General features: G+C 35.5%; 15 protein-coding genes. 9 read left to right on the top strand and 6 right to left on the bottom strand.

Annotation, left to right across the window (positions count from 1 at the left end; all coding sequences use genetic code 11):
* Positions 1-50 precede the first annotated feature (50 nt).
* Both P0Y62_08350 and P0Y62_08345 read left to right on the top strand, forming a co-directional pair.
* Positions 51-887, top strand: a complete 837-nt coding sequence (locus P0Y62_08350; protein WEK71563.1) for a T9SS type A sorting domain-containing protein — start codon at positions 51-53, stop codon at positions 885-887.
* Positions 888-1,095: 208 nt separating this feature from the next.
* Positions 1,096-2,424, top strand: coding sequence for a hydroxymethylglutaryl-CoA synthase (locus tag P0Y62_08345; protein WEK71562.1), 1,329 nt, complete (start codon positions 1,096-1,098; stop codon positions 2,422-2,424).
* Positions 2,425-2,593: 169 nt separating this feature from the next.
* Here P0Y62_08345 and P0Y62_08340 read toward each other — a convergent pair whose 3' ends face one another.
* Positions 2,594-3,517, bottom strand: a complete 924-nt coding sequence (locus tag P0Y62_08340) for an AraC family transcriptional regulator N-terminal domain-containing protein (protein WEK71561.1) — start codon at positions 3,515-3,517, stop codon at positions 2,594-2,596.
* A gap of 180 nt (positions 3,518-3,697) precedes the next feature.
* Here P0Y62_08340 and P0Y62_08335 point away from each other — a divergent pair, with 180 nt between their 5' ends.
* The 3 genes from P0Y62_08335 (at position 3,698) to P0Y62_08325 (ending at position 7,320) form a co-directional block, all read left to right on the top strand.
* Positions 3,698-5,227, top strand: a complete 1,530-nt coding sequence (locus tag P0Y62_08335) for an aldehyde dehydrogenase (protein WEK71560.1) — start codon at positions 3,698-3,700, stop codon at positions 5,225-5,227.
* Positions 5,228-5,605: 378 nt separating this feature from the next.
* The gene (gene adhP, locus P0Y62_08330) at positions 5,606-6,640 is read left to right on the top strand and encodes an alcohol dehydrogenase AdhP (protein ID WEK71559.1); all 1,035 of its coding nucleotides are present in this window, start codon (positions 5,606-5,608) and stop codon (positions 6,638-6,640) included.
* 296 nt (positions 6,641-6,936) lie between these two features.
* Positions 6,937-7,320 carry a DUF779 domain-containing protein gene (locus P0Y62_08325; GenBank protein WEK71558.1) on the top strand — a complete coding sequence of 128 codons (384 nt, stop codon included), beginning with the start codon at positions 6,937-6,939 and terminating at the stop codon, positions 7,318-7,320.
* A 3-nt stretch (positions 7,321-7,323) separates the two neighbouring features.
* On the opposite strand, the gene P0Y62_08320 is transcribed toward P0Y62_08325, so the two are convergent.
* Both P0Y62_08320 and P0Y62_08315 read right to left on the bottom strand, forming a co-directional pair.
* Entirely contained in the window at positions 7,324-7,851 is a 528-nt protein-coding gene (locus P0Y62_08320; GenBank protein ID WEK71557.1) for a hypothetical protein, read from the bottom strand.
* An 81-nt stretch (positions 7,852-7,932) separates the two neighbouring features.
* A complete protein-coding gene (locus P0Y62_08315) occupies positions 7,933-9,132 on the bottom strand; it encodes a dicarboxylate/amino acid:cation symporter (protein ID WEK71556.1) in 1,200 nt (399 codons plus the stop codon).
* 93 nt (positions 9,133-9,225) lie between these two features.
* Here P0Y62_08315 and P0Y62_08310 point away from each other — a divergent pair, with 93 nt between their 5' ends.
* The 3 genes from P0Y62_08310 to P0Y62_08300 are packed head-to-tail and all read left to right on the top strand — an operon-like array spanning position 9,226 to position 11,043.
* Positions 9,226-10,149, top strand: a complete 924-nt coding sequence (locus tag P0Y62_08310) for a J domain-containing protein (GenBank protein ID WEK71555.1) — start codon at positions 9,226-9,228, stop codon at positions 10,147-10,149.
* A 4-nt stretch (positions 10,150-10,153) separates the two neighbouring features.
* Entirely contained in the window at positions 10,154-10,456 is a 303-nt protein-coding gene (locus tag P0Y62_08305; GenBank protein ID WEK71554.1) for a chaperone modulator CbpM, read from the top strand.
* 59 nt (positions 10,457-10,515) lie between these two features.
* The gene (locus P0Y62_08300) at positions 10,516-11,043 is read left to right on the top strand and encodes a hypothetical protein (GenBank protein WEK71553.1); all 528 of its coding nucleotides are present in this window, start codon (positions 10,516-10,518) and stop codon (positions 11,041-11,043) included.
* Positions 11,044-11,100: 57 nt separating this feature from the next.
* Here P0Y62_08300 and P0Y62_08295 read toward each other — a convergent pair whose 3' ends face one another.
* Both P0Y62_08295 and P0Y62_08290 read right to left on the bottom strand, forming a co-directional pair.
* A complete protein-coding gene (locus P0Y62_08295; GenBank protein WEK71552.1) occupies positions 11,101-12,084 on the bottom strand; it encodes a pyridoxal-phosphate dependent enzyme in 984 nt (327 codons plus the stop codon).
* 79 nt (positions 12,085-12,163) lie between these two features.
* Positions 12,164-13,393, bottom strand: a complete 1,230-nt coding sequence (locus tag P0Y62_08290) for an FtsX-like permease family protein (GenBank protein ID WEK71551.1) — start codon at positions 13,391-13,393, stop codon at positions 12,164-12,166.
* Between the two features lie 4 nt (positions 13,394-13,397).
* On the opposite strand from P0Y62_08290, the gene P0Y62_08285 reads away from it, so the two are divergent.
* On the top strand, positions 13,398-14,588 hold the full coding sequence (locus P0Y62_08285; protein ID WEK71550.1) for a DUF1343 domain-containing protein: 1,191 nt from the start codon (positions 13,398-13,400) through the stop codon (positions 14,586-14,588).
* Between the two features lie 41 nt (positions 14,589-14,629).
* Here the strand turns inward: P0Y62_08285 and P0Y62_08280 are convergent, their stop codons facing one another.
* On the bottom strand, positions 14,630-14,836 hold the full coding sequence (locus P0Y62_08280; protein WEK71549.1) for a hypothetical protein: 207 nt from the start codon (positions 14,834-14,836) through the stop codon (positions 14,630-14,632).
* Positions 14,837-14,838: the final 2 nt, after the last annotated feature.

Genomic DNA, 14,838 nt, shown 5'->3' with positions numbered 1-14,838 from the left:
TAATTGTTAATTTATACATTTGTTATGAATTTAATACTTAATAACTAAAAATGAAAACAAATCTATTTTTTAAATTGATGATAAATCGTCAGTTTTTTTCTTTTTTATTGATGTTTTTTGCAATTGGGTTTAATGCGCAGGTTTCTACATTTCCCTGGACGGAAACTTTCGAGGACAGCTCACCAACCAGAGCAAGCTGGACGCAAATATATGAGACCAATAATGTAAGCTGGACTTATGTTTCTGCTGCGACGACGGGGAGTATAGGAATTACAGCCTTTGCAGGAACTAAATTTGCCAACTTTCCGGCCAATACTACTTTGGCTGATAAAACCAAATTGGTAAGTCCGCCTTTAAATTCTGCAGGTCTTACTTCTCCTAAAATCAGTTTTTATCTTATCAATCCCCAACAGAATGGTACTGCAAACTGGGTCAGAATTTATTATAGAATGTCAGCTACAGATCCTTGGTCAACGTTAATGGGATTTCAGCCTCCGTTTTCTTCATGGTATCTTTTTGCCAATATCGGTATGCCTCCCAATATTTATCAGATTGCTATAGAATGTGAAAATGCTCAGGGATATTCTACATTAATAGATAATGTTACCATAAGCAATGATGTTTTAAGCAGCAGCGAAATTTCAAAGCTGTCGAAAACAGAGATTAAATATTACCCGAATCCGGTTAAGGACATTCTGAACTTTAAAGGTGATGAAAAAATGCAGGAAATTAATATTTATGACGGATCAGGAAAAAAGATTCAGACCAATAAGGTTGAAGATAATCAGGGAAGTGTTAATGTATCTGCTTTAAGCAGCGGGATGTATATTGTTGCAGGAAAAACAGATAGTGGAGAAGTAAAAACATATAAAATGATAAAAAAATAAAGAGTACAACACTAAATTTTTTTATTAGTCGGAGCATCTCTCTCAAGAGGTGCTTTTTAAATAATTTATGAGATTCAAAATTTTGAGTAAAAAAAGGACTGACAATTTTAGGACTTTACGTTTTTAATTAAAAATTTTAAACATTTAGCAAAAACTATAACTCATTAAACGCTTACATTTTTTAAATTCGTATAAAAATTAAAATAATATGGCTTTTGGAATTGAGGCGGCAAGTTATTATGTGCCTTCTTTGTATTTGGAAATTAGGGATTTGGCAGAAAAAAGAGGAATTGAACCTGCAAAACTGGAGAAAGGGTTAGGGTTGCATAAAATGGGATTTCCGGATGTTCACGAAGATGCAGCAACTTTCGCAGCAGAAGCTTTGTTGAAATTAATTAAAGATTACAACATCAATCCAAAAGAAATATCAAGAATTTATTTAGGAACAGAAAGTGCTTTGGATGCGGCAAAACCAACAGCTTCTTACGCCATGCATATGGTTGAAAAAGTGTTGGAAGCAGAATTCGGGGAAAGATGTTTCAGAAACTGTGATGTGGTAGACATGACTTTCGCCTGTATCGGAGCAGTAGATGCACTTCACAATTCTTTAGATTTTGTAAGAGTTAATCCCGATAAAAAAGCAGTTGTCATTGCGAGTGATTATGCAAAATATGAATTGGCTTCTTCCGGGGAATATACACAAGGAGGAGGTGCAGTGTCGGTGTTGGTTTCTTCAAAACCGGACTTAATTGAAATAGAAAATAACTGGGGAGTGGCTACGGAAAGTGTTTTTGACTTTTTCAAACCAAGACGTCACTTTAAAAAAGAAGAGTTAAGCAATGCGCCGGAAAATTTTCCTGATAAAATTGAAATTTTTACCGATGAACCTGTTTTTGACGGACAATATTCCAACCAATGTTATCAGGACAGAATAAGGGAAGCTTATCAGCATTATAAAGAAATTACAGGCGAAAATAAACCCTATGAAGCCTGGAAATACCTTATTTTCCATCTTCCTTATGCTTTCCATGGGAAAAGAGTTTTTACGGAGATTTACAGCTTAGAAAACGGACTTTCTTATGAAACTCCTGAAGAACAAAAAGCAGTGGCAAAATCTGAAGGCTACATTCAGTTTATCAATGACAAAATTGAAAAATCCCAAAGAGCTTCTTCAGAAATAGGAAATATGTATACAGCTTCAATTTTTATGGCCTTACTTTCCGCAATGCAGACTTCATTTAATGAAAATGAAGAATTGATGGGCCAGGAAATAGGATTCTTAGGCTATGGAAGCGGTTCAAAATCTAAAGTTTTTGCCGGGAAAGTTTCAGAAAACTGGAAAACGGTGGTGGTAAAATGGGATCTATTTGAAGGCTTAAAAAACAGAAAGTCAATCGATTTTGATACTTATGAAAAGCTTCACAGAAAACAACTGGAAAAATCTGTTAATGAAAATTATAAAGGTTTCGGACTGAAATCGGTAGAATTAGAAAATCCTGTTTTGAAAGGAGCAAGGTATTATGATTATCAAGGGTAATCAATTATCTGTTTAAGAAAGTAGAAGCATCTCAGTTTTGGGATGCTTTTATCATTATAAAAACAAAAACAAGTAAAATTAATAAATTGATAATCCAGTTTGCTCTTTTACTTACTTTAATTCCAAATAAAAATTCAATAATATTTTTAGGGGGTATCATTATAGACATTTATTCCAAAACTATTATTTTATCCTGATAACTCTTCGGTGTAACACCAACCAATTGCTTAAAAACCCTTGTAAAATAATTGGTATCCGAAAAACCGGTCTGATAAGCCGTTTCTTTAATGCTATTCTGGCTTGCCAATAATTCTTTGGCTCGATTTATCCGCTCCTGCAAAATAAACTCATTCGGAGAAGTTCCCAATTCATCTTTAAACATTTTGAAGAAATTGGATTTACTCACATAAGCCATCTTGGCAATACTGTCAATCGATAATTTCTGGTGTAGATTTTTTTTGATATAATCTACGGCGAAACCAATTCTTGATTTATTTTTAGCAATATTTTTTTCCACCATATTTCTGGCCTGTGTCTGCATCAGCCGGATCAAAAGTTCCTTTAATGCAAAATCAGCCATAATATCTTTCTGAGAATTATCATCCATTGCAATTCTCATAATATTATTGGTAGCTGACGCCAAAGACTGATTGTTGAATAAAAAATATTCATCCAGTTCAATATTCCAGCGGGAGGTTTCATCCACTTTCGGAAGATGATAGTTTAAATGATTCAGAGAATTTTCAATAAACTCAGGATTCAGGCTCAAAGAAATACATTGTGATGGCGTTTCATCAGCTTCAGGGAAATCAATAACCATTGTCTCTCCCGGTGAAACAAGTATACTTTCTCCCGGATAGTAGTCAAAATAATTGGTTTTATTATCCAGTTTCATGTGTTTTTTTCCGCGAAGCATGGCCGTAAAAGCAATCGTTTCAAAATGCAGTTTTACGTCAAAAGCAGCCTTATGGGTCTCATAAATGCTAAATTCACAATTGTTTAGATTGAATTTTGTCTGATTTTCAACTAGGTGCAATAGCTGATTTTCCCTTTTTAATTCAGGAGTTTCTAATAAAATCTTGTTATTGTTCATTTCTAAACATTTTTTATGGCCTGTTTACTCAAATATAGAAATTATCAAGTAATACAATTGTTAATGAAATTATAAAGTTTGTGCTCTGCACGATTTTGAAGTCTTTTTGTACGATTGTGCTATACGAATGTCACAGGGAGATGTAATTTGGCTTTACAGAAAAATTAAAACTATATAAATATGAGCACTACAGCACAACTACAATCAGGGACTTTATTACAGTGGCCTGAATTTAAAAGCAGATACGATAATTATATTAACGGACAATTTACGGAACCTGTAAACGGACAGTATTTCGATGTAGTTTCTCCGGTAGACGGGAGAAACTTCACACAGGCGGCCCACTCTTCAAAAGAAGATCTGGAATTGGCAGTAAATGCAGCAGAAAAAGCATTTCAAACCTGGAAAAATACTTCATCTACCGAAAGAAGTATTATTTTAAATAAAATTGCCGACAGAATTGAGCAGAATTTAGAATATTTAGCAACGGTTGAAACGATTGATAATGGGAAAGCGGTTAGAGAAACTTTAGCAGCAGATATTCCTTTGGCAATTGATCATTTCAGATATTTTGCTTCGGTAATCAGAGCGGAAGAAGGTTCACACAACGAACTGGATAAAGATACGGTTTCTCTCATCGTTCATGAACCACTCGGAGTAATTGCTCAAATCATCCCTTGGAACTTTCCGATCTTAATGGCGGTATGGAAATTAGCTCCAGCTTTGGCAGCAGGAAACTGTGTAGTTTTAAAACCTGCTGAAAGTACACCAATTTCTATTATGGTGTTAATGGAGATCATCGGAGATTTGCTTCCTGACGGAGTGGTAAACATTGTAAATGGTTTTGGAGCAGAATTGGGAAGAGCTTTAGTAACCAATCCGAAAGTGGCAAAAGCTGCATTTACAGGTTCTACGGCTACAGGTCGTTTAGTAATGCAGTATGCAACAGAAAATATCATTCCGGTAACATTAGAATTAGGTGGGAAATCCCCGAACGTTTTCTTTAGCTCGGTAATGGATGCAGATGATGAATTTTTAGATAAAGCGATTGAAGGAGCTGTTCTTTTTGCTTTAAATCAGGGAGAAATTTGTACTTGTCCGTCAAGATTATTGGTTCAGGAAGACATTGCGGACGCTTTCATTGCTAAGGTTATCGAAAGAGTAAAAGCGATCAAAGTTGGGAATCCGTTGGATAAAACTGTGATGATGGGAGCGCAGGCTTCTCGGATTCAGAAAGATAAAATCCTTTCTTACATCAAATTAGGGAAAGATGAGGGTGCTGAAGTTCTTGTTGGCGGTGATGTAAATAATGTAGGAGAAGGTCTTGAAGAAGGATATTACATCCAGCCAACCATTTTCAAAGGAAACAACAGGATGAGAATCTTCCAGGAGGAAATTTTCGGACCTGTGTTGGCGTTCACAACGTTCAAAGATGAAGAGGAAGGAATCAAAATCGCCAACGACACTATTTACGGTCTTGGAGCGGGAGTCTGGACGAGAGATGCTCATCAGTTGTACAATGTTCCACGTCAGATTCAGGCAGGTAGAGTTTGGGTGAATCAGTATCATTCTTATCCTGCAGGAGCGCCTTTCGGAGGGTATAAACAATCCGGAATCGGTCGTGAAAACCATAAAATGATGCTGGATCATTACCGCCAGACTAAAAACATGTTGATTTCCTACAACAAAAATAAATTAGGTTTCTTTTAATTTTTAAATATTAATAGGGCGTGCCCGTTTTCCCCATCTCGGCAATGGGGAAAAACGGTCGGGCTATCCAGGGCTTCACTTCGTTTCGGCGCTTTGCACTCTCGTTTTTCAAACGAGACTCTTCCTATCCCTCACGCAAAAAATGGTACTCTTTGACTGCAATTTCAGGTAAGCAAGATATTTTATGCCTTCATGAGCCTTATCCAGATTCAAGAAATGTAAGAAAAATTTTGCGGTCTTAGCTAAGTGAAACGCCTTTGCGAACTTAAAAATACACAGCCTAATTGGTGAAAAAGTTCTTTGCGCCTTTGCGTTAAAACAAAATCATCAAATCAAAGATGAAAAATCAAACTAAAAAACTAACACAAAAATCAAAATATGATTCCAAAAACAATGAAAGCTGCAGTTGTTCAAGGCTATGGACAACCCTTAAAAATAGAAGAAGTTCCTGTACGAGAACCGGGAAGGTATGAAGTATTGGTAAAGGTAATTGCATGTGGCGTTTGCCATACAGATTTGCACGCTGTTGATGGTGACTGGCCGGCAAAACCCAAAATGCCTTTAATTCCCGGCCATGAAGGAGTGGGCATCGTAGTCGCATGCGGACCGGAAGCTCAGGTTAAAGAAGGGGATGCGGTAGGTGTTCCATGGCTATATTCAGCCTGTGGATGCTGTGATTACTGCATTACGGGTTGGGAAACGCTCTGTGAAGCTCAGAAGAATGGGGGATACAGTGTTGATGGAGGTTTTGCAGAATACGTAATTGCAGATTCAAGATATGTGGGACATTTAAAATCCGATGTTAACTTTTTAGAAATTGCACCGATTCTTTGCGCAGGAGTAACCGTTTACAAAGGATTAAAAGAAACCGAAACAAAACCCGGAGAATGGGTGGCTATTTCAGGAATTGGAGGATTGGGTCACGTTGCGGTACAATATGCAAAAGCCATGGGAATGCATGTAGCAGCAATTGATGTGGCGGATGAAAAATTAGACTTGGCAAAAAAATTGGGAGCAGACTTAGTAGTCAATGCAAAAAACACAGATCCTGGAGAATATCTTCATAAAGAAGTCGGCGGAATGCACGGCGCATTGATTACAGCGGTTTCTCCCATTGCTTTTAAACAGGGAATTGATGTATTAAGACGAAAGGGAACGCTTGCTTTAAACGGACTTCCACCAGGTTCATTTGAGCTGCCGATTTTTGAAACCGTTTTGAAAAGAATTACTGTAAGAGGTTCAATTGTAGGAACGAGAAAAGACCTGCAGGAAGCACTGGATTTTGCGAATGAAGGATTGGTTAAAGCTACAGTAACCGCTGCAAAATTAGAAGATATCAATGATGTTTTTGATAAAATGAAAAAAGGACAGATTGATGGCAGGATCGTTCTCGATATTGCCGGATCAAATTAAATTTGTGAGAGTATGTAGGTTCGGCGAAATGAAATTTCGCCGAACTTTTTTAATTTTATAAAAAGAGAAAACGACCTAGGAAAATAGAGCGTTAAGAAAATTAATTCTGTGAACGTTAAGAAAATTCCACTGTTTGAAGCGCGACAAAAATATTTAACCGAAGAATACATCTTGTATTCGCGCAAGTTTTGGAATTTTTAGTGAACAGAAATAATTTTTAGCGAAAGTTTCCAAGTCTTGAACTTTTGGTTCTTTTGTTTCAAGACAAAAGAACTCTAAATAAAAAAGAAAAAGCTATGCAAACCAAAATATCACGCCTTTCAGCCACAGAAAAAGCCATAGAAGTAATTTGGGAGCTCGAGAAAAAATACGGAGATCTCATGTTCTATCAAGCCGGAGGTTGTTGTGAAGGTACACAGCCGCAGTGTTTTGAGAAAGGAGGATTTTATCAAAGAATGAATGATGCCATGATCGGAACCATCAATAATCATGAGTTCTGGATAGATCGTGATTTATTTGAGTACTGGAAATACTCACACTTTACATTAGATGTTGTAGAAGGTTTCGGACCAGGCGGATTTTCTCTGGAAACACCATTAGGGAAAACATTTAAAGTCGATTACAGACTTTTCACACCAAAAGAATTGGAAAATCTGGAACCTGTGAAAAGAAGTGAATAATTATCATATATTTTTAAATGGATTATTTTTTTGAGTAATAAAATTCAATTCCCTCAAAAAGTCATATTTGTCCCTGTTGATGGTTCTTTTCAGAAGAAAATATTGGATAATCGCTACAAAGAACGGAATAGCAAGAATAAAATAATTGTTTTCGTCTTTACTAATATATACAGCAATAAACATCGCAAAAACAGTTGAGACGATCATTATTATAAAATGAAAAAGGAATGGTTTAAATTTTATTTCAAGTGATGTTTTATTATTCATTCCCGAAATACTTCCCATGATAACCGAATGTAGAACATTAGAATCGAAGAAATGTAATCTTCTTTTAATTGTAAAATCATTCTTGTTCACAATTCCCCTATATTCAAAACGTGTTGGAATTCCATGATCAGGAATTAGTGAAATGAAAGTTGTATTTGTTTCATATGTGATCTTCTTGAGGCTTTCTGAAAATTCAGTTTTATTCATGTCAATATCAAAACTAAAACTATCATAAAGCCCGATGCTTTTGTAAAAAGAACTCATAAAATTTAATTAAAATAAGTGTTTTAAAATCATTTGTGAACATTAATGTAAATGTTTGTAACTCGTGTCTAAATAAAAAAATCAAACCTTCACAAACCTACTCACAAACATCGAAGCGACCAACTGCCCTACTGCATTTAAAACTGTAGCCAAAGGATCAACCAAAGTTCCAATGATCATCACTGCAGGAATCGCTTCCTGTGGTAGTTTATAAACAGAAATCATCAGCATTTCCCCAATATAACCGCCATTCGGAATTCCACCTGCTACGATACTTACAAAAACTGTAATTCCTAAAGCTAACAATAAATTCGTCGGATCAAAAAAGTCTCTTCCTATAATTAAAAAAGCAACGTAGATTTTAATAATGGAGGACATCGACGAACCGTTTTTATGTAAAGTCGTACCAATAGGAATCACAATATTTGAAATCTGGCTTGGAATACCCATCTTTGATGCGGCCTGTAAATTAGCCGGCATGGTTGCAAAGCTGCTGCAAGTACTCAAAGCGGTTAAAGTAGGATAAATAGCATGGGTCCAGAAACTCTTCACTCCATTTTGTCCTTTTGCCATAAAAGCATAGAGAGAGAAAAAGGCTAAGAAATAAACAATTCCTGCAATATAATAGAGTCCTAAAGGTTTAGCATAAAACCCAAAAAGCTGAGGTCCTAAAGTTGCCACCTGATAAGCAAAATAAGCTCCTAAACCAACGGGAGCAACTTTCATAATCAATAAAAGAAGCTCCTTCATAACTTCATATCCCGAAGCAATAAAAGACCTGAAAACCTGACCCTTTTCTCCTGCTTTTCTGGCTGAAAAACCCGTCATAAAAGCAAAAATTAAAAGAGCTAACATATTTTGTCTTGAAAAAAGCTGAGTAAACTCGCCAACCGTAAAAAATCCAACAATTCTGTTGCCCCAACTGTCATTATTAGCGGCTTCTTGCACGATTTCAGAGCTTCCGGAAACTCCCGAAACGGGAAATAAATAAACTGCACAAATCGTAAAAACAGCGGCCGTTAAAATAAAAAACAGAAAGGTAAAAGCCATTGTTACCATGATCTTTCCAAATTTGGATTGCTGTTCTAATGAGGCGATAGAATTGGAAACAGCAAAAAATACCAGCGGGACTACGCTTACAAAAAGAAGGTTCAGGAAAATATCACCTAAAGGTTTAATGTAATAAACCACATTGGGAGCAACAATTCCAATAATGCTTCCAATGGTGATTCCTAGCAATAAAAGGATGATTCCTGAGTAGTTTTTTAACACTTCTTTCATGGGCTGCTTTTTAATCAAAGATAGGTTTATTTTTAACATTCAGTTGTATTAATTTCATGCATAAATTCCTTAAATTTGAGTAAAAAGGTTTCTATGGCATATATAGATTACTATAAAATTTTAGGTGTAGATAAGAGTGCAACGCAGGATGACATTAAAAAAGCCTATCGAAAATTAGCTAGAAAGCTGCACCCCGATTTAAATCCGGATGACAAAGAAGCTGAAAGAAAATTCAAAGAGCTTAATGAAGCCAATGAAGTGCTCAGCAATCCTGAAAATCGTAAAAAGTACGATAAATACGGAGAACACTGGAAGCATGGGGAAGAATATGAAAAAGCTCAGCAACAGCAGAGACAATATCAAAGTCAGAACCAGAGTGGAAATTTCGGTGGTGGATTTTCCGAAGCCAATTTTGGGGAAGGAGAAGATTTTTCAGATTTTTTCCAAAGTATGTTCGGTGGAGCAGGAGGAGGTTTCGGCAGAAGTTCGAGAGGAAGTGCTTCCGGAAAATTTAAGGGACAGGACGTACATGCAGAGTTGAATTTAAGTTTAAAAGATGCAGCCACAACCCATCCACAGACTTTTGATATTAATGGTAAAAAAGTAAGAATTACCATTCCGGCCGGCGTATATGACGGGCAGCAAATTAAACTAAAAGGTCACGGAAATCCGGGTTTTAATGGAGGTCCGAATGGAGATTTATATATCACTTTTACTATTCCTGCTGATCCTAATTTTGAAAGAATAGGAGATGATCTGAAAACGAAAGTTTCTATAGATTTATACACTGCCGTTTTAGGAGGTGATGTAAAAGTAAATACATTGACTGGTAGTGTTAATCTTAAAGTAAAACCTGAAACACAAAACGGTACTACTGTAAGATTGAAAGGAAAAGGTTTTCCCGTATATAAAAAGGAAGGGGAGTTTGGCGATCTGTTTGTGACTTATGAAGTGAAATTGCCGACAAATCTTACTGAAAAACAAAAAGAACTTTTTGAACAACTTAAAAACTCCTAAGGTCATGAGTGAAAGAATATCACGAGAAGAACTCGTAAAAATATACAATATTGAAATTACTTTTTTTGATGAACTGGTAGATTCGGGTTTGCTTACGATTCAGACAGAAAATGAAATCAGGTATCTGAGATATGAAGATCTGCCTTCTTTTGAAAGGTTTGCGAACTGGCATTATGATCTTGAAATCAATCTTCCGGGACTGGAAGTTATTCATGATATGCTGAAAAAAATGGAAGATTTAAAACACAGAAACAGGGAACTCATGAATAAACTTTCGGCAATCAGTCATAAATATGAAGAAGGATAAGTAAATGGATGATTGTGGTAGGATGAAAATCTTATCTTTGTGCACAGAAATTAATAAGTATGAGTGAAGAAAGAGTAGTGGTTTTAAGACCTAAAAGACAGGATTTCGAGGAAATATATTTTAGCGGGAATCAGGGGAGTTTGTTTTTTTCATCAACGACAAGAGGAAAAACAATGACAACAATTGTTGTAGGATTGATTTTACTGATTATGTTTTTCTTTAAAGATGATTTCACAAAAGAAAAATATGGAATTCTATATTTTGTAAGCTTTCTGTTTTTGCTTTGTGCCATTTTTCTTTCAGTAAGTATTAATAAAGTATCGAGATGGAAAAAACAGGTAAATGCTTATTTAAATAGGCTTGAAAACTGTAATACATATGAAATTCGCTTTGATCAGAATTTTTTTACAGTAAATATTGACAATGAAAAAGAAACCAGTGAATGGAAAGATTTTGAGTACTTCGACAGCAATAATGAATTTATTACAGTTGAAGGAAAGTATAGTTATATGTTTCCGCGAAAATCAATGAGTGAGAAAGATTACAGTACTTTAAAACAGGTTTTAAAACAAAATATTAAAGAATAAAAAAACAAAAAACTCAGAGCAAGACACTCTGAGTTTTATTTTTATTGTGAAAAGTGATTAATCTAACCAACCCATTTCCTTCATCCATTCATCGTTGTAGATTTTCCCAACGTATCTTGAACCGTGGTCGTGTAATAGAACTACGATCACATCATCTTTTGTAAACTGATCTTTCATCTGAACCAGAGAAGCAATGGCGCTTCCTGCAGAATATCCGCAGAAAATTCCTTCTTCTTTAGCCAGTTTTCTTGCATAAACCGCACCGTCTTTATCCGTCACTTTTTCAAAATGATCAATCACAGACATATCATAGTTTTCAGGAAGAATATCTTCACCAATTCCTTCAGTGATGTAGGTATAAGCATTTCCTAAATTCACTTCTCCTGTTTCGTGAATTTCTTTTAGGATAGAACCATAAGTGTCAACACCAATTACTTTAATAGCTGGATTTTTTTCTTTAAAGAACTTTCCGCAGCCTGTAATGGTACCTCCCGTTCCTGCTCCCACTACGAAATGTGTCAGTTTTCCTTCTGTTTGTTCCCAAATTTCAGGTGCTGTAGACTCATAATGAGCTGCTCTGTTGGATAAATTATCGTATTGATTAACATACCATCCGTTTTCCGTTTCCTTTGCCAGTCTTTTTGAAACCGAGTAGTAAGAACGTGGATCTGTAGGTTTTACGTCTGTCGGACAAACGATCACTTCAGCTCCAACGGCACGAAGAATATCACATTTTTCTTTTGACTGTTTAGAATTGGTTACAAAAATACATTTGTATCCTTTGATGATCGCAGCAAGAGCCAATCCCATTCCTGTATTTCCTGAAGTTCCTTCAATGATGGTTCCTCCAGGTTTTAATCTTCCATCCTTTTCTGCGTCTTCAATCATTTTCAGCGCCATTCTGTCTTTTACAGAATTTCCAGGATTGAAAGTTTCTACTTTTGCTAAAACTAATGCAGGAAAGTCTTCCCCTAAAACCTTATTAAGCTTTACTAATGGGGTATTTCCTATAGTTTCAAGAATATTTTCTGCGTATTTCATAAATGTTTTATAAGCCCTGCAAAGATAAGGTTTTTTAAATTGCATCCGAATCAAAGATCAGGATATAGGATAAAGTGAATTAGCTATATTTAATTACTTTAACAGGTGAAATTTTACTGATCAGATAACTAGGAATAATTAAGGCCAATCCGGAGATAATTAAGATTCCTGCTGAAATTGATATAATTGCGATGGGGTTAAGATCTACCGGGACTGTACTTACATAATAGTTTTCAGGATTAAGTTTTATTACTCCAAAAAACTTTTGGATAAGTATCAATCCAAGACCGATTGCATTTCCATACAAAAGTCCGGGGATCATAATAATTAATGTATAATTAATAAAAGTTGCTCTAATTTGAGAATTGCTTGCTCCCAACGTTTTAAGTAATCCGATTGAATTTGTTCTCTCGATAATGAGGATTAAAAGAACCATGATGATATTAATGATTACTACAACCAACATGATAATAATGATGAGAGCAATATTGACATCATAAATGCTTATCCAGTCAGTGATCTGAGGAAATTTTTCGGTGGCTTTTTCAGCATAATTTTTATAACCGATTAATTTTTCAATGTCAGGATAATCTTTGTCAATATCATTCACATTTTTCAGGAAAATGTCGATTCCGCCCACTTCATCAGGTTTCATATCCTGAATTTTTCTAACATGATTGATACCTCCGATAACGAACTGCTCATCAATCATCTTAATATCTGTTTTATAAATTCCAACGACCTCGAATTTTCTGTAAATTGGTTTTTGATCCACCTTAGAAAACACCGTAACGATACTGTCTTTCAGTTTGAGATGGAGATCATTGGCGATTTTTTGAGAAATAGTTACTCCATGATTATAGCCTATTTCCGTAACAACGGGAGTTCGTCCTTCAATTAAGAATTTTTTAAAACGAAGACTGTCAAAATCCTTTCCGATTCCTTTAAAGATAATTCCTGCAAAATTATGCTCATTACGCATAATACCTGTTACAGTAGCATATTTCTGAACACTTGCTACATCCGGAAGATCCTTTATTTTCTGAAGCTGCAGTCCCTGATTATCCAGAACAGAAGTATTGTAAGATGAGTTGGATTTGGTAGATTTTATGGTAATGTGTCCGCTGAAATCCGCCAGTCTTTCCTTGATCGCTTTCTTAGAACCAAAGCCGGTAGAAACCGTAATGAGGGAAACAATGATCCCTAAAGCCACGGAAAGTCTGCCTATGAAGATAATAACCCTTGAGAGATTATTTTTGTTATCTTTGGAAAACGCTATTTTTCTAGAGAAATATAAAGGAAATTTCAAGCTTATGAATTTAGATTTCAAAATTAAAAATTTACTTCTTATTTGCCTAATTTTTTTAGGAGTATTCAATCAATATTCTTCTCAGACTCAAACAGGTTTCAAAACCGGAGCGGATCAACCGGAGCTTTATCTTCCTTTGCTGAAGAATAAGACAATTGGTGTTGTGACGAATCAAACGGGACTTATGGGTGACCGAACGCATTTGGTAGATTTTTTAGTTAGAAACGGAGTTAAAATTCAGTCTATTTTTGCTCCTGAACACGGTTTTCGTGGGGATGCAGACGCAGGTGAGAAAGTTAAAAACGGCGTAGATGTAAAAACAGGAATTCCGATTGTTTCTTTATACGGTAAAAATAAAAAACCAACTGCTGAACAATTGAAAGGGATTGATATTGTTGTTTTTGATATTCAGGATGTGGGAGTGAGATTTTACACCTATATTTCCACATTGACTTACTTAATGGAAGCAGGAGCAGAGAATAATGTTGAAATAGTGGTTTTGGATCGTCCAAATCCTCATGATGGTTATACAGACGGCCCTGTTTTAAAGAAAAAATGGGCAAGTTTTGTTGGCATGCATGAAGTTCCCGTTGTGTATGGTTTAACGATAGGAGAGTATGGAAAAATGGTCAACGGAGAAAAGTGGCTAAAAAATGGAGCCCAGGCAAAGTATACTGTAATTCCGATGAAAAATTATCATAAAAAACAACGTTATCCGATTTTAGATAAGCCTTCACCGAATTTACCGAATGATAAATCTATTAATCTATATCCAAGCCTGTGTTTTTTTGAAGGAACGCAGGTTTCTGTAGGAAGAGGGACAGATCTACCGTTTCAGATTTATGGTTCACCATGGACGCCGAATTTACCATATCAATTTACTCCCAAACCTAATTTTGGAGCAAAAGATCCGTTTTTAAACGAAAAATTATGTTATGGCGAAAATCTGTCGGATTATAAAACTAATCTTAGGGAATTGAATCTGGAATGGGTGATTAAAGCATATAAAAACTATAAGAACCCGGAACTGGATTTCTTCCTTAAAAACTTATGGTTTGATACGTTGGCCGGAACGGATGAGCTGAGAAAGCAAATTATTGCCGGAAAATCAATGAAAGAAATCAAAGCATCATGGAAATCTGATTTGCAAGATTTTGAAAAGATAAGAACAAAGTATATTATTTACGAAAATTAAAAAAAAACGTCAATTGTAAATTTACAATTGACGTTTTTTATTTAATCAAAATCCTGTGGCGGATTTTTATCATTCTTACCTTTATTCATAATGAAAAGGCCTATTGTTAGTCCGATTACTCCCGCTGAAGCGGTCATTAAAGCCCGTTCTATTTTATCAGCTTCTTCGTTGCCTAAATAATTCATTAAAAACAGAATCACAAAAGTGAAGACACAAACCAGGATATGATTTCTTCCGAATAATTTCATAG

The organism is Candidatus Chryseobacterium colombiense (assembly GCA_029203185.1).
In the GTDB taxonomy this organism is placed as follows: Bacteria; Bacteroidota; Bacteroidia; order Flavobacteriales; family Weeksellaceae; genus Chryseobacterium; species Chryseobacterium colombiense.
The sequence above is the reverse complement of the archived record's forward strand: the minus strand, read 5'-3'. Positions and strand labels throughout refer to the sequence as shown.

Bases quoted from the DNA above. Each gene is read 5' to 3' on its own strand.
- P0Y62_08350 (WEK71563.1), top strand. From the start codon at position 51: ATGAAAACAAATCTATTTTTTAAATTGATGATAAATCGTCAGTTTTTT.
- P0Y62_08345 (WEK71562.1), top strand. From the start codon at position 1,096: ATGGCTTTTGGAATTGAGGCGGCAAGTTATTATGTGCCTTCTTTGTAT.
- P0Y62_08340 (WEK71561.1), bottom strand. From the start codon at position 3,517: ATGAACAATAACAAGATTTTATTAGAAACTCCTGAATTAAAAAGGGAA.
- P0Y62_08335 (WEK71560.1), top strand. From the start codon at position 3,698: ATGAGCACTACAGCACAACTACAATCAGGGACTTTATTACAGTGGCCT.
- adhP (WEK71559.1), top strand. From the start codon at position 5,606: ATGATTCCAAAAACAATGAAAGCTGCAGTTGTTCAAGGCTATGGACAA.
- P0Y62_08325 (WEK71558.1), top strand. From the start codon at position 6,937: ATGCAAACCAAAATATCACGCCTTTCAGCCACAGAAAAAGCCATAGAA.
- P0Y62_08320 (WEK71557.1), bottom strand. From the start codon at position 7,851: ATGAGTTCTTTTTACAAAAGCATCGGGCTTTATGATAGTTTTAGTTTT.
- P0Y62_08315 (WEK71556.1), bottom strand. From the start codon at position 9,132: ATGAAAGAAGTGTTAAAAAACTACTCAGGAATCATCCTTTTATTGCTA.
- P0Y62_08310 (WEK71555.1), top strand. From the start codon at position 9,226: ATGGCATATATAGATTACTATAAAATTTTAGGTGTAGATAAGAGTGCA.
- P0Y62_08305 (WEK71554.1), top strand. From the start codon at position 10,154: ATGAGTGAAAGAATATCACGAGAAGAACTCGTAAAAATATACAATATT.
- P0Y62_08300 (WEK71553.1), top strand. From the start codon at position 10,516: ATGAGTGAAGAAAGAGTAGTGGTTTTAAGACCTAAAAGACAGGATTTC.
- P0Y62_08295 (WEK71552.1), bottom strand. From the start codon at position 12,084: ATGAAATACGCAGAAAATATTCTTGAAACTATAGGAAATACCCCATTA.
- P0Y62_08285 (WEK71550.1), top strand. From the start codon at position 13,398: ATGAATTTAGATTTCAAAATTAAAAATTTACTTCTTATTTGCCTAATT.
- P0Y62_08280 (WEK71549.1), bottom strand. From the start codon at position 14,836: ATGAAATTATTCGGAAGAAATCATATCCTGGTTTGTGTCTTCACTTTT.